This window comes from Endozoicomonas sp. ALC013, from assembly GCF_049310205.1.
GTDB lineage: Bacteria > Pseudomonadota > Gammaproteobacteria > Pseudomonadales > Endozoicomonadaceae > Endozoicomonas.
Map to the genome: position 1 here is coordinate 45,114 of NZ_JBLYNS010000014.1, position 14,568 is coordinate 59,681.

General features: G+C 50.3%; 8 protein-coding genes. 1 reads left to right on the forward strand and 7 read right to left on the reverse strand.

The annotated features are described in order from the left end of the window. Window positions 1-64: 64 nt before the first annotated feature. Window positions 65-1,936: a hypothetical protein gene (locus ACO6V1_RS05030; RefSeq protein ID WP_422466056.1), complete on the reverse strand. Its 1,872-nt coding sequence runs from the start codon at window positions 1,934-1,936 to the stop codon at window positions 65-67. Window positions 1,937-2,620: 684 nt separating this feature from the next. Here ACO6V1_RS05030 and ACO6V1_RS05035 point away from each other — a divergent pair. Further along, on the forward strand, window positions 2,621-3,007 hold the full coding sequence (locus ACO6V1_RS05035) for a hypothetical protein (RefSeq protein WP_422466058.1): 387 nt from the start codon (window positions 2,621-2,623) through the stop codon (window positions 3,005-3,007). Between the two features lie 486 nt (window positions 3,008-3,493). Here the strand turns inward: ACO6V1_RS05035 and ACO6V1_RS05040 are convergent, their stop codons facing one another. The 6 genes from ACO6V1_RS05040 to ACO6V1_RS05065 form a co-directional block, all read right to left on the reverse strand. Beyond that, window positions 3,494-5,356, reverse strand: a complete 1,863-nt coding sequence (locus ACO6V1_RS05040) for an F-box-like domain-containing protein (RefSeq protein ID WP_422466060.1) — start codon at window positions 5,354-5,356, stop codon at window positions 3,494-3,496. Window positions 5,357-5,536: 180 nt separating this feature from the next. Continuing rightward, window positions 5,537-7,402 (reverse strand): hypothetical protein, encoded by a 1,866-nt coding sequence (locus ACO6V1_RS05045; protein ID WP_422466062.1) that lies wholly within the window; start codon window positions 7,400-7,402, stop codon window positions 5,537-5,539. 362 nt (window positions 7,403-7,764) lie between these two features. Further along, a complete protein-coding gene (locus ACO6V1_RS05050; protein WP_422461428.1) occupies window positions 7,765-9,693 on the reverse strand; it encodes an F-box-like domain-containing protein in 1,929 nt (642 codons plus the stop codon). 296 nt (window positions 9,694-9,989) lie between these two features. Next, window positions 9,990-10,901 carry a phytanoyl-CoA dioxygenase family protein gene (locus ACO6V1_RS05055; protein WP_422466064.1) on the reverse strand — a complete coding sequence of 304 codons (912 nt, stop codon included), beginning with the start codon at window positions 10,899-10,901 and terminating at the stop codon, window positions 9,990-9,992. Next, the gene (locus ACO6V1_RS05060; protein WP_422466066.1) at window positions 10,898-13,249 is read right to left on the reverse strand and encodes a glycosyltransferase family protein; all 2,352 of its coding nucleotides are present in this window, start codon (window positions 13,247-13,249) and stop codon (window positions 10,898-10,900) included. The genes ACO6V1_RS05055 and ACO6V1_RS05060 overlap by 4 nt, the downstream gene beginning before the upstream one ends. Further along, entirely contained in the window at window positions 13,249-14,340 is a 1,092-nt protein-coding gene (locus ACO6V1_RS05065) for a hypothetical protein (protein WP_422466068.1), read from the reverse strand. Before ACO6V1_RS05065 ends, ACO6V1_RS05060 begins: the two co-directional genes overlap by 1 nt. Between the last annotated feature and the right edge of the window lie 228 nt (window positions 14,341-14,568).

Genomic DNA, 14,568 nt, shown 5'->3' on the forward strand with positions numbered 1-14,568 from the left:
GAGGTTTGGTATGCATTCCCACGGAGGACCGTGGGAACGAGTTCGAAACAGCAGACCATTGTCTTCAATCCGGCGCATCAGCATCTCTTATTTCCCAAACTTGTAGAGTGAAATTGGTCATATCGCCTTCCCCGGTATAGCTCAAGACCACCACTTCATGCTCTGACATGGGATTGAAGCGTGCATTGATGATACCGTCTTGCTCGATCTTCCCCTTGAGTGACCAGTACTTTTGATCGTTGAGCCCCAGGATTCCTACCATGTGAGAGGTGTGAATCAGCGCATGAAGGCCCGACAGGCTAAAGCCGGTGATGATTGGGGAGTTCTTCCTGGTGATGGTTTGAATTGACCATGTCCCTGCCTGGTTCTTCTCCCAGATACAGATTGTGCCGACCCCACCAATATAGCTGGTGGTCAGCAAGTGACTGTCAGACGGGCTGAATACTGCCTGATGCACTGCGCCATCATGTTTGAGCCTTATGGCTGATTCAAGCCTTGACGCGGAACTCAACTCCGGTGAAAGACACTGGTTCAGCGACCAGTCAGACCAATTTTCCGGTCTGTGCCATAGCAGCAAATCCTCGCAAGGCGTCGGACCACCAATTTTATCAGATATAGCGAACAGGTATTTACCGGTAGAGCTGAATTGCAGCGGAAAGTATGTCGGGAAGATCACCGTCTCTTGCCATTTCCCCGATGGATCCGGGCTGTGAATGGCAACCCGTCCGGGATTGTAGGGTTTGTAGGGTTTGCGATCAATACACACCAGAAGCTGATCTGCCACTGGGCTGAAGCGGTCATAACTCCAACCGAAACCCTCTGCTATAAATAATATTGAATGCTGTGCTGACCAGACTCCACAATCATCCAGAGATAAAATGGTTCTTTTATCCTGCGTGTGCAGTGACAGATACCGCTCCGATGGACTGAACTGAACTTCACCAATCAACCTTTCGGGGGAGAGGCCGGAAACCTTCATTTTCAGCCAATTATTATTATTTTTGTTCATGCGCCAGAGGCGTACCTTATGGTCCTCATTACAGGTCACCATATATTTCCCGGAAGGGCTGAATTGGACCTTCTGGTTCGGCAAAATTTTCTTGCCGACTTCTTCCCAACCGCTGTTAGCAGTCCGTAAGGTATTCACATAACCCTCACGGCTGCGGGTTAACAAGCGATTCGTGCAAGCACTGAAATTTGCCGCGGTAATCACCCGGCTGCCGCTGTTACCGGACCAATTGACGTGCTCTTCTGCCCATTGTCCCCGGTCATCCCTGGTCAGAATTCGGGAGTCATGCAAAAAACGGCCATAAAACAACAGATGACGACTGGACTGGCTGAGGCAAAAATCAATCCTGGCTTCGATCCGGCTATATCGTTCACTTGGATTACGCTGCGGGAGAGTGACTTTGTGTCGCGGCACCAGGCGGTAAGCCGGGCATGATTCCATCCTCCGCAAGGTGTCAAGGCATAGTAGTGCGGACATCTGCGGGAGGTTCTTTATTATCCTGTCCCTGAACGATATCCCTCTGTTGTTGCGTGATGCTGGAGTGGCAAATGGATGAAAGCACCAGGATTTTTTCTGCTCAAGGGCATGTTGCTGGAACTGTTCCCGGAAACATCGGGGAAGCCGGGCAAAATAAGACAGTTCCTGAATATATTTGTATTGTGTGACCACATCCCGAAATGCAAGACAGGTTGCGTTTACCTGCCGGATATCATCGAATTCAAGGTGGTCAAAAATCGTGGCCAACAGTTCGCGAGGGAGTTCAGTAATCTTTCTTTGCCACAGCGGCTTTTGCGGAAACTGTGTCTGCGGGCTTGCCTCCGGGAGCGCGATAGCGGAGCTGGGGGGTGTCGTTTTAGCAGGCTCATTTGCAGGCCAATCCGGTGCAATCGAAGCGCCAACAGGCCCTGGAGCCAGAGGGTCGCTCATTGACTTACTCCATTCTTAATGAGTTATTACCGGCACTGCGCGAACCTTCACTACCGATCCATGATGTGAATGGACAGCCCTGCGGGCAGGAAGTTCCAGGGCAGAAACTGGTTGTTTCACATTGTGCAGGCTCCGGTATCTCATCGTTCCCACGTTCTGCGATACCGGATTTGCCAACTGTGAAACAAACTCTTATTGCGCGAAATCGTGGTGGTTTAATCGGGATTTTGTATTTAAGGTGAGGTTTGGTATGCATTCCCACGGAGGACCGTGGGAACGGTGTGCCGCAGCACACCAATGGAGTCTGAAGGATAATTCTCCTGACGTGTCGAAGCTGTAGGAAAGATGGCGGTAGGCCCGCCGAAGTCGGCTGTCGGAAGCAGGCTTCAAACCACCTCAAGCGGCTGTCATTAAGAGTGGTGGTCGTGAGCGTTGGGGAAAAGGCGAACAATGAGTCGTCAGGTATGGTACAGAGAGATGAGTAAACCCGAATCTTCGTTGAAGCGTTCGAAAGGTCCATTGTTGACATCAAAAGCTGGGGCTCGTTCCTCTCCAGTGATCAGCTTGCAGGTTAATTCCGAATGCTGTGCAGGCGGTGTCCGGGGTATAGATTGAACTTTTTATTTTCCTAACTGTCCAATTGGAGATTAAGTGCAAAAAAAATCTCATTTACAGGAGTAAATTATGCTTACCGGAAGTATTAATAACAATGGCCATCAATACCATTACCAACAAGTAAACCCTGAAGACCCATTTCAAGCCATAAGAATTACATGCTTTTTCAATATAAAAGGAGTAGGCAAAGTAGAACTGAAAGCACAAGATATAAAAATGAACGAACCAGGAGAATATTATCGTCTTTGCTTTCATGCTGCCCATGGCATTTACTCTGATTTGAAAAATAAAGGTAAACAGCTTAACAAAAATCCCTTTGGTAGATTGGATCAATTTCAATTTTTTAGTGAACACGCTGATTTCATTTATAACAAGGTTGTCAAAAAAGCATATCTCCACGAAGCGTTATTATTGCCAGGCTTATCTCCAAAAATGTCTCCCAATGGTGATCATTAGGCTGAACCAGGTTTAGCCTCAACTCCGGACTTGAAAGACGATCAACTGGAATTGTAAAACCTGGCCACTATCCAGCTATCACTGCGACTCTGTCTGTAACCGAAACTGGATTAAGGCTCCAAAATCATTGTTGCTCATTCTATAAGCCTGTCTGGCTGTATCCAGGGCGTCCAAGGCATGACTCTGTACTGGGCTTTCCTATGGAACTGTGGGAACCAGTCGTGCGGATGTTAAGGGAGACTCCCAAGTGGGGGACCTGCAAGGGCTTGAGTACCGATGCTGCGCACTGGGGCGGAGCCGTTCGTACGATTACATGGACGTAATCGGTAGACAATGCAGGAGCATATTGTCGAGTAGTGTTGAAGCTTCTGTAATGGGAGTGGAGCGAAGGGGCGGCGTCAGAGAGGTTCACGTACCGTTTTACGAGGGGCTGGCGGGGAAGTTCCGTCGGTCTACTCACCAGTTCGAAACAGCAGGCCATTGTCTTCAATCCGGCGTATCAGCATCTCTTATTTCCCAAACTTGTAGAGTGAAATTTGTTATATTGCCTTCCCTGGAATGGCTCAAGACCGCCACTTCATGCTCTGACATGGGATTGAAGCATGCTGTCATGATATCGTCTTGCTCGATCTTCCCCTTGAGTGACCAGTGTTTTTGATCGTTGCGCCCCAGGATTCCTACCATGTGACGGTTGCAAGTCAGCGCATGAAGGCCTGACAGGCTAAAGAGGGTGATGGCTGGGGTATACTCCCTGGTGATGATTTGTTTTGACCATGTCCCTGCCTGGCTCTCCTCCCAGATACAGATTGTGCTGTCCGCATCATAGCTGGTGGTCAGCACGTGACTGTCAGACGGGCTGAATAGTGTCTGATACACTGCGAAATCATGCTTGAGCCTTATGGCTGATTCAAGCCTTGACGCGGAATTCAACTCCGGCGAGAGACACGGGTTCAGCGACCAGTCAGACCAATTTTCCGGTCTGTGCCATAGCAGCAAATCCTGGCAAGGCGTCGGACCACCAATGGTATTAGATTTAGCGAACAGGTATTTACCGGTAGAGCTGAATTGAAGCGGAAAGAATGTCGGGAATATCACCGTCTCTTGCCATTTCCCCGATGGATCCGGGCTGTGAATTGCGACCCGTCCGGGACTCAAGGGGTTGTGTTCAATACATACCAGAAGCTGATCTTCCACTGGGTTGAAGCAGGCATAACCGCTATATTCACTTATTAATATTGAATGCTGGGCTGACCAGACTCCACAATCATCCAGAGATAAAATGGTCCTTTTATCCAGCGTGTGCAGTAACAGATACCGCTCCGATGGACTGAACTGAACTTGACCAATCAACGCTCTGGGGGAGAGGCCGGAAACCTCCATTTTCAGCCAATCATTATTATTTTCGTCCATGCACCAGACGAGTACCTGATTGTCCTCATCACAGGTCACCATATATTTCCCGGAAGGGCTGAATTGGACAGTCTGATTCGGCAAAGTTTCCTTGCCGACTTCCTCCCAACAGCTGTTAGCAGACCGTAAGGTATTAACGTAACCCTCACTGCTGCGGGTTAACAGGCGATTTGCGCAAGCACTGAAATTTGCCTTGGTAATCACCCGACTGCCGCTGTTATCGGACCAATTGACGTGCTCTTCTGCCCATTGCCCCTGGTCATCCCTGGCCAGAATTCGGGAGCCATTCAAAAAACGGCCATAGAACAACAGATGACGACTGGACTGGCTTAAGCAAAAATCAACAATAGCTTCGGTCTGTTTATATGGTTCACCCGCTTCACGCAGCGGGAGAGTGACTTTGTGTCGCGGAACCAGGCGGTAAGCCGGGCATGATTCCATCCTCCGCAAGGTGTCAAGGCTTAGTAGTGCGGACATCTGAGGGAGGCTCTTTATTATCCTGTTCCTGAACGATATCCCTCTATCAGGTGATGCTGGAGTGGCAAATGGATGAAAGCACCAGGATTTTTTCTGCCACGGGGCTGTTTGCCGGTATTGTTCCCGGAAGGATTGCGGAAGTCGGGCAAAATAAGACAGTTCCTGAATATAATTGTATTCTTTCACCACTTCCCGGAAAGCCTGGCAGGTTGCATTAACTTGCGGGATGTCATCGAATTCAAGGTGGTCAAAAATCATGACCAAAAGTTCGGGGGGGAGTTCAGTAATCCTTCTTTGCCACAACGGCTGTTTTTGCGGAAATTGTTGCGGAAACTGTGTCTGCGGGCTTGCCTCCGGGAGCGCGGTAGCGGAGCTGGAGGGTGTCGTTTCAGCAGGCTCACTGGCAGGCCAATCCGGTGCAATTGAAGCACCGACAGCCCCTGGAAACAGAGGGTCGCTCATTGACATGCTCCATTCTTAATGAGTTATGTACCAGAACCTTCATAACCATGGATTTATGGTGATATTGGACAGACCTGAGGGCAGGAAGTTTCCGGACAGAAACAGTTTGTTTGACATCTTGCAGGCTCCGCTATCTCCTCATTTCTACGCTCTGCGTGGTAGTGCATACCGGATTTGCCTTCAATCCGGCGTACCAGCATCTCTTATTTCCCAGACTTGTAAACTGATATTGGTAACGTCGCCATTCTTAGTTTGGCTCAGGACCACCACCTCATACTCTGATAGCGGATTGAAGTAGGCTTGCAGAATACCGTCTTGCTTGATAACCCCTTTGAGTGACCAGTGCTGTTGACCGTTGCGCCCCAGGATTCCTACCATTGAAGAGTTACAAGTCAGCGCATGAATGCCAGACAGGCTAAAGCAGGGGGTGGTGGTCGGGGCGCACTCCCTGGTGGTGGTTTGAATTGACCATTCTCCTGCCTGGTTCTTCCCCCAGATATGGACTGTATCTGGCCTGCAGCAGACCAGTAAGTGGCTGTCAGACGGATTGAACAGCACCGTATCCACACGGGAGTCATGTTTGAGCATGATAGCTGAGTCAAGCCTCGCTCTTGATGCTTCATCCAACTGAGGAAAACGACAGTGGTCAAGAGACCAGTCAGATAATTTTTCCGGTCTGCGCCATAGCAACGCATGACGGCCACTGGTGCTGCATTCACTGAATACGTATTTACCGGCAGGGCTGAAGCGAAGCGGATACAAGTATGGGAAGATTATTGTCTCCTCCCATTTCCCCGATGGTTCCGGGCTGTAAATTGAGACCCGCCCGCATTTGACAGGAAGTTCGCTAATACCCATCAGAAGCTGATCCGCCACTTGGCTGAAGTGGGAAAAAGCAACAATACCTTTGCTTAATAAATTTAACGGCTGTACTGACCAGGTTTCGGGACCATCCAGCGATAACATAGCCATTTGCCCACCCTCTCCCTGTGGAGCCGACCAGCGCAACATCAAATGCTGCTCCGATGGACTGAACCGGACGTCATCAGCGAATACTCCGGTGGGTAGGCCACGAATCTTCATTTTCAGCCACTTGTTATTTTCACCCATGCGCCAGGTGATCACATGATTGTACCTGCCGTAGGTCACCATATATTTCCCTGAAAGGCTGAATTCGACAGTCTGATCCGGCAACGTTACCATGCTGGCATCGTTCCAGCAGCGGTGTGCAGGTAGCCAGGTATTAATGTTGCCCTCAGCGCTCCGGGTTAACAGGTGATTTGTGCAAGCACTGAAGCTTGCCCTGGTAATCACCCGACTGCCGCTGTTATCGGACCAATTGAGGTGCTCTTCTGCCCATTGCCCCTGGTCATCCCTGGCCAGAATTCGGGAGCCATTCAAACAACGGCCATAAAACAGCAGATGACGACCGGACGGGCTGAAGCAAACATCATAAACGGGATCGGGATGAAGCTCTTGACACCTTGCTTCAGACAGAGGCAGAGTGACTTTGCGTTGCGGAACCAGACGGTAAGCCGGACATCTTTCCATCCTCTCCAGGGTTTCAAGGCATAGTATTGCGGACATCTGCGGGAGGTTCTTTATTATCCTGTCCCTGAACGATATCCCTCTGTTGTTGCGTGATGCCGGAGTGGCAAATGGATGAAAGCACCGGGATTTTTTCTGCCCAAAGACTTGTTGCTGGAACTGTTCCCGGAAACATCGGGGAAGTCGGGCAAAATAAGACAGTTCCTGAATATAATTGTATTCTTTCACCACTTCCCGGAAAGCCAGGCAGGTTGCATTAACTTGCCGGATGTCATCGAATTCAAGGTGGTCAAAAATTATGGCCAAAAGTTCGGGAGGGAGTTCAGTAATCCTTCTTTGCCACAACGGCTGTTGTTGCGGAAACTGTGTCTGCGGACTTGCCTCCGGGAGTGCGATAGCGCGTGGGGAGCCGGGGAGGGGCGTTTTAGCAGGCTCATTTGCAGGCCAATCCGGTGCAATCGAAGCGCCGACAGCCCCTGGAAACAGAGGGTCGCTCATTGACTTACTACATTCTTAATGAGTTATTACCGGCATTACTGGTAGTACATGGTTTCAATGAGTTTGACGGGTTGTCATGCCTCCGCACTCCGTTCGTCCTGAGCCTGTCGAAGGGCGGAAGCTCCGGACTCTGATAGATCGTGCCAAGCACCCTTCGACTCCGCTCAGGGTGAACGGGGATTGTACACGTCAAGCTCATTGAAACCATGTACTATAAACCTTCATAACCAAGGATTTATGGTGATATTGGACAGACCTGAGGGCAGGAAGTTTCCGGACAGAAACAGGTTGTTCGACATCCAGCAGGCTCCGGTATCTCGTCATTTCCACGCTCTGCGTGGTAATGCATACCGCATTTGTCTTCAATCCGGCGTACCTGCATCTCTTATTTCCCAGACTTGTAAATGGATATTGGTAACGTCGCCATTCTGAGTTTGGCTCAGGACCATCACCTCATGCTCTGATAGTGGATTGAAGTAGGCTTCCAGAATACCGTCTTGCTTGATATCCCCTTTGAGTGACCAGTGCTGTTGACCGCTGCGCCCGAGGATTCCTACCATTGAAGGGTTCCAGGTCAGCACATGAAGGCCGGACGGGCTAAACCAGGGTACGGTGATTGGGGCACATTCTTCGGTGATGGTTTCAATTGCCCATTGTCCAGTCTGGCTCTTTCCCCAGATGTAGACTGTACCCGACTCGCAGCTGACCACTAAGTGGTTGTCAGACGGACTGAACCGCGCCACTTTCACCAGAGAATTGTGTCTGAGCGTTATTTCTGAATCAAGAATCGCTCTTGATACGGCATCCGGCTGCAGCAAGCGACCGTCGTCCAGCGACCCGGCAGACAAATTTTCCGGTATGCGCCATAGCTGCACATCACGGTCTCTGACCCTGTCTTGCAGCATATCTTGCAGCATGCCAAGGCCCACGAAGCCCGTGAATGAGGCCTTATTGAACAGATATTGACCGGTAGAACTCAAGAAAACCGGACAAAAGTATGGGAAGATCATCGTCTCTTCCCATTTCCCCGATGGTTCCAGGCTGTATATTGAGACCCGCCCGGGAATGCCATAATGATTTTCAAAACCCACCAGAAACTGATCCGCGACCGGGCTAAATTGGGCATGAGTAACATAATCATCTTTACATTTTTCCAACCTCTGTGATTTCCAGACTTTAGCACTACAATCATTCAGAGATAGCACCGTTATTTCACTCGCACAAAATGGTAGATGCGACCAGAGGAGTGCCAAATATCGCTCCGATGGACTGAACAGGGCGTGTTTAATCAACTCTCCGGAGAGGCCGTTAACCTTCACTTTCCGCCATTGATTATTGTTGTCCATGCGACAGACGATGAAAGGTTCGTGCTTGTAGGCCGCCATATATTTCCCCGAGGGGCTGAACACGACCGCATGACCTGACAACTTTAGCGTGTCGTCCTCGTTCCAGCGGTTGTCGGCAGGTTGCAACATATTCGCGCGATTCTTACCGTTCCAGGTAAACAGGCGATTTTCACAAGGACTGAAATTTGCCCCGGAAACCACCCGGGAGCGGCTGTTATCGGACCAATTCAGGTGCTCTTCTGCCCATTGCCCCTGGTCATCCCTGGCCAGAATTCGGGAGTCATTCAAGCAACGGCCATAAAACAACAGATGATGACTGGACCGGCTGAAGCAAACCTCAAGAGCGGCACCGGTCTGTGGCTGTGAATTCCATGCTGCACGCTGAGGGAGCGTAACTTTAAATAGCTTGACCATACGATAAGCCGGACATGATTCCATCCTCCCCAAGGTGTCAAGGCATAATAGTGCGGACATCTGCGGGAGGTTCTTTATTACCCTGTCCCTGAACGATATCCCTCTGTTGTAGCGTGATGCTGGAGTGGCAAATGGATGAAAGCACCGGGATTTTTTCTGCCCAAAGACATGTTGCTGGAACTGTTCCCGGAAACATTGGGGAAGCCGGGCAAAATAAGACAGTTCCTGAATGTATTTGTATTCTGTGACCACGTCCCGAAATGCAAGGCAGGTTGCATTGATACGTCGGATATCATCGAATTCAAGGTAGTCAAAAATCTTGACCAACAGTTCGGGAGGAAGTTCAGTAATCCTCCTTTGCCACAAAGTTTGCCATAAAGGTTGTTTCTGCGAGGGCTGTTTCTGAGGACTTATCTCCGCAAGCGCGATATTGGACGGGGAGTCAGAGGGTGAGGTTTTTGTCGGCAGATGTGCAGGCCAATCCGGTGCCATCGGGACACCGGCGGCACCTGAAGACAAAGGGTCACTCATTGATTTGCCCCATTATTAATGAGTTATTACCGGCACTGCGAGACACATCGCAACCATTGATTCACGGTTTTAATGGACAGGCCAAAGGTCGGGAAGTTCACGGGCAGCCTGATTGTCCTTTGATTAATTAACTCAGATAAACGGCTGGAGCCTGCAGGAGGTGGAACAGCCTGTTTCTGCCCGGAATAATAAGAGTTTTATGGGAGGCTAATTTACGGAGAGATTTGGTATGCATTCCCACGGGGGACCGTGGGAAGAAGGTATCATCAAGCGCTTCCTTTCTAGTCAGGTAGTACTCACCAAGGTTCGACGCCATAGATTTTCCTGCCTGTTTCCGTCAGGTTTTCCCGGTTCACCCGTAATGATTCAATATGAGAACCTGCCGTTTTTCGCAATCCTGCTTCATGATCGTATTGGCCTACGCCACTTTCCAGGGCGTGCACCCTTTTTTCCCTTAGCGCCTCATCGGCAGAGGCGGGGAGAAAGCTGATCATCGCCAGCATACGGTCGCGCCTGTCGTCGGCGCAGTCCGGGTCTGGATTAAATCGTGAGTGGGTCAGGCGAGAATCCCAAACCACCATCTCCCCCTCTTTCAATTGCACAGCCCGGAGTGTCTGCCAACGGTCTTGTACATCCTCGCCCTGATATTCAATCCAGCCCTGTTTTTTATCTGACCACGATTTATATTGCCCGAAGTCATGATGGGAGCCGGGGATAATACCCAGCATGCCGGTGGTTTTATCACAATCCCTGAGCGCCAGTAAGCCTTGAACTGCACTGAAACCGGGCTGGGTATGAGGGTTTTGATCCACATGAAGGGGGAGGAAGCTGTTATGGTCTGTTTCTGGCCGCATATAAATGCATCGGTCAAATACCACCCATAGTTTTTTATTATCCCAAAGGGTTTCAAACAGCTTGACCATGGTTGGGTTCTGCCTCAGCTGGGCCAGGGCATCATCATGGTACAGTTCAAAAAAACCATTGATGCTGGCTCCCGGATGATGCTTGACCTGACGCTGCAACAGGCTGACGGCACTGTTACGATCCGCTTCAGTGGAAACATTCCCGGCAACGATGTAACCATGCTCCACAAAGGCTTCTTTGATGACTTTCGGGTCAGCCCGCTGTCCATCGTAAACTTTATGATCGGTATAACTGATCTCTTTAAAGGTATTGTTACTGCAATTGGGGCGTGCCAGTGGGTTCATTGTTTTTCCTCCTCCTTCAGGGTGTTTTGTTTATGTAGTCTTTGCAGAATCTGATCAGCAATGACTTTCCCTCCGCCATGGGAAAATCGTCGGTCAAGTTCACTCAATGATGACTCGTCGGTATGGGACAATTGCTGGTGAGCAATAGCCATGAGATGGCTGAGTGTTGTGATTGCTCCGGGTTCCGTCGTTAACCTTTCGATAAGATGAGTGATGGATTCCATAACCTCTTCCTGACTTTTGAAGTAGTCAATGGGAGCGGTCCCGGGAAAGATGTCATGCCAGTCAATGCTGGCATCCACCATGTGATTTTGCTTGAGCAGTCTTAACTGCTGGCCCTGGCTGTCATTGGCCGGAGGCAGCCAGATAATTTTTTTCCCCAGGGCGGCCGCCTCAAATATGTTGCCAAGTCCCGGGGTCATCAGGGCCACTGTTGATTGCTGCAAAACATCCTGCACTTGATCAGGTGTCAGTGTCTGGACCTCAAACTGGTCCCCTGTGGCCTCTGCCAGGGTGCGGCTGCCCAGAAATTGGAGCTGGTCGTAGTGACTGCCAAGGGTCTGGTTGATGCAGTTCATGATGATTTTTGCGTAGTTCACCATGATGGAAGAAGTCACCAGGGGATTCATCAGCCCACCGGTATTGACCAGCAACAGACTGGCCGTATTGGTTTGGGGGTGCTTATCCTGAAGGCGCTGCAGGCCGGATACAATGGAAGGTACGACGATGGTTTCCGGCAGTTTGTTTCTGTTTTCCTGTAACCGCTCCTGTACGGTGAGAAAGTTCTGTACCAGATAGAGGTCGGCATGGGTAATGGCTGGAGACACCTCTTTCCAGTACCAGGACAGTGGATCATATACGATGACCTCAAGGCCTGCTTCTTTGGCCCACCCGGCAACCTCCAGATCACAGGCGGTGATAAACAGATCGTATTCACGCAGGTGGCGGAGGTACTTTTCTTTTCGGTCGGTGGCAGAGCCCTGTCCGGTGCAGTCAATGATTCGGTTATAGGGGTACTTGGACTGAATATCGAGGGTGTGCTTTTCGCCGATATAGGCGAGGTGTCTGGCCTGTTTGCGCACGTAAGGAAATATTTCCCCGATGGCAGCAGAAGGGCCAAAACCGAAGGGTTCTGCATTAAACAGTATCTTTTTTTCTGCCCCTGAATCCGTGCTGGAAAATGTGATCTCCTGGCAGGGGGAGGGCTCCTGAACAGGGCGCTGGTTTTCCTGCAGCGTCTGCTCAACGATCTGGATAACCTGGTCTTTGCCATTGCCCCGCAAAAGCACGGTATTATCTTTGCCGATGTTGTCGGAATAAAAAGCCAGGTTGGCAATAAACGTTTTCAGTTTTTCTGCACTCAGCTCCCCCGAGTTTATCCCAAACTGGTTGTCGCCAATCACTTTGGCATTGATCTGCTGTTCATACAGATTTTTCAGGGGTATGGCATAGACGGGCTTGTTCAGGTACATGGCTTCTGACAGCAGTGTGTGTCCTGCGGTGGAGATCACCCCGGTGCAGGCCGCGAGTAATGAAACAAATTGGGCGTCGCCATGGTGATAAAACCGACAACACTCACTATCAGCAGGAAGCAGACACTGTATGGGTAAAAATATATGTACTGTGATGTCGTCTGGTACATTCTCCTGGACGGTCTGTAGCCATTGATCAATAGGCAGAGAGGTCCACGACTGGGCAGTAATGTACATCAGTAACGAGGCCGTTGTGCCATGGCCTTGTTCTTTGGCAGCAATGATTTCCGGACGAATCACCGGTGGCAGCAGGGTTACATTGGCAATATCCCTGCGCTGTTGCTCTTGAATATCAGGTTGAACGTTGAAGAAAGAGATTGCCAAACGCCTGTCGGCACGGGGAAAGAAAAGTGACAGCCGCTCCCGTTCATCCCGAAATGACGTACCCGCCAGATCAGGTATGAAGCTGCCGGTTAAAAACTTGCTTTGCTGGTCGCTGGTGATCAGCGGAGCCTGCTTGCTGTAGGCATACTGGGCGGACACCTGCTCGTAATCACTGATCACCAGATCCGGAGTACCCAGTTTTTGGTTCGCTACTGCCATGGCCCGGAAGTTGATTTGGTTGAAGTTCATGCGGTTGTTTTGTGGCAGCTTACTGGTGGCCTCAAAATCCAGCCCGGTCAGACAGCCAGCAATGTAGGGATTGTTCACCTCACATACGCGAACCCCCGGATACTCCTTCTGATGGTTGTGGAAATACTCCAGCGCCTGCCCATAAGTGAACAGGACGATCTGATGATCTCTGTCCCTGAGGTAATTGAGGCAGGGCAACTGACGGTTCAGATGGCCGTTGCCAATGCCACAGATGCCAATCACTATCTTTTTTTTTTCTCCGTTGGCAGCACCTCCATGGACAGCGTGGGCATGATGGATTGGTAAACGTCCTGCAGTGGACCGCTGATCTGTCGTGTTTGCCGCCCGTCCTCGCGAAGATAATCACTGAGCTTCTGCGCCAGGTAGTCTTTGACCTCGCGAGGAACGGTTCCATCAAGGACGGCATCATAATCACCAATCAGAATATCCTCGCGCTGCTTGTCGAGGAACAGGTTAAACAGCTGATGTCTTGCGCTTTCAGGGGTCAGGGTTTTTTCCATGAAATCGTCGGTTAACTTGACCAGCACAATGTCCCGTATCGGGACTTCCGATTCCGGGTCACTGTAGTAATCCGAAGGCAGCTGAAAATGCGTCCGGTCGCCAACACTGGTGAGGGACTGTTCAGATTTTCCTGCTTCAGCAACTCCGGCACTGACCACGGGCTCCCATTTGGGCATATCATGGTTACGCACCGAAATGGTCTTGGTGCCCGCAACGGCTTTGAGTTGCCCGTCATCGGTAAACCTGACGAGGGTTTTGTCTGCCGAGATGATTTTTCGTTCTGGCAGTTTGAGATGCCGCAGGGCATGCTTCAGTACCAGTGTGGTTTTGCCAGAGCCTGAGGCACCGGCAAGCAGGTAACAGCCCGAGGCATCGCCGATACAGGCCGCATGGACCGGGAACAGTTTTTTTCGTAACCACTCAACCCGACAGGCCCCGTAAAGAAGGTGTGGCAGGGTATCCGGCATGATGTCGTTATCGGGAGCCATAACCTGAACGTATCCTTCACGTTGCACGATGGCCGGGCGGCTGTTGGTCTGGACGTGTTCCACGGTCACCAGGGGCTGGTCACCATTCCCGGGCTGTGGCTTAAATCCGGGCAGGTGGGCTGACAGGTGTTGAATATCCCGCTGGGTCAGTGAAATGTCACCGGTTGAGGTGAAATCGAAACAGTGCTGTTGTCCGATGTGACATTTAACGGAAACCTTGACCTCTGGCGTATTGACTGGATCCTGGCCATGGTCAGTGTTGTCTATGGCTCCTATCCTTGCTGCTTCAGAAGAAGAGCCGGGTAAAACGGGTAGTGAGTTCATTATTTAAGGTTGTAATCATTTTTGCCTTGAGAACTCCCCAGCCAGGCAATAATGACCTGAGCAATGTGGAATTTTCATTGTGCAGGGTGACTGAAAAATCAGATCACAAATTATCAGGACCGACTATGGCGGCCATAAGAATTTGGTTTGATCAATGGCTCTTTTGTTAAGTGGACAGTCGCTGTCCAGTGATTTTTAAGACCATCTAATCAAGAGAAAGTTCATTGT

Bases quoted from the DNA above. Each gene is read 5' to 3' on its own strand.
- ACO6V1_RS05030 (WP_422466056.1), bottom strand. From the start codon at position 1,936: ATGAGCGACCCTCTGGCTCCAGGGCCTGTTGGCGCTTCGATTGCACCG.
- ACO6V1_RS05035 (WP_422466058.1), top strand. From the start codon at position 2,621: ATGCTTACCGGAAGTATTAATAACAATGGCCATCAATACCATTACCAA.
- ACO6V1_RS05040 (WP_422466060.1), bottom strand. From the start codon at position 5,356: ATGAGCGACCCTCTGTTTCCAGGGGCTGTCGGTGCTTCAATTGCACCG.
- ACO6V1_RS05045 (WP_422466062.1), bottom strand. From the start codon at position 7,402: ATGAGCGACCCTCTGTTTCCAGGGGCTGTCGGCGCTTCGATTGCACCG.
- ACO6V1_RS05050 (WP_422461428.1), bottom strand. From the start codon at position 9,693: ATGAGTGACCCTTTGTCTTCAGGTGCCGCCGGTGTCCCGATGGCACCG.
- ACO6V1_RS05055 (WP_422466064.1), bottom strand. From the start codon at position 10,901: ATGAACCCACTGGCACGCCCCAATTGCAGTAACAATACCTTTAAAGAG.
- ACO6V1_RS05065 (WP_422466068.1), bottom strand. From the start codon at position 14,340: ATGAACTCACTACCCGTTTTACCCGGCTCTTCTTCTGAAGCAGCAAGG.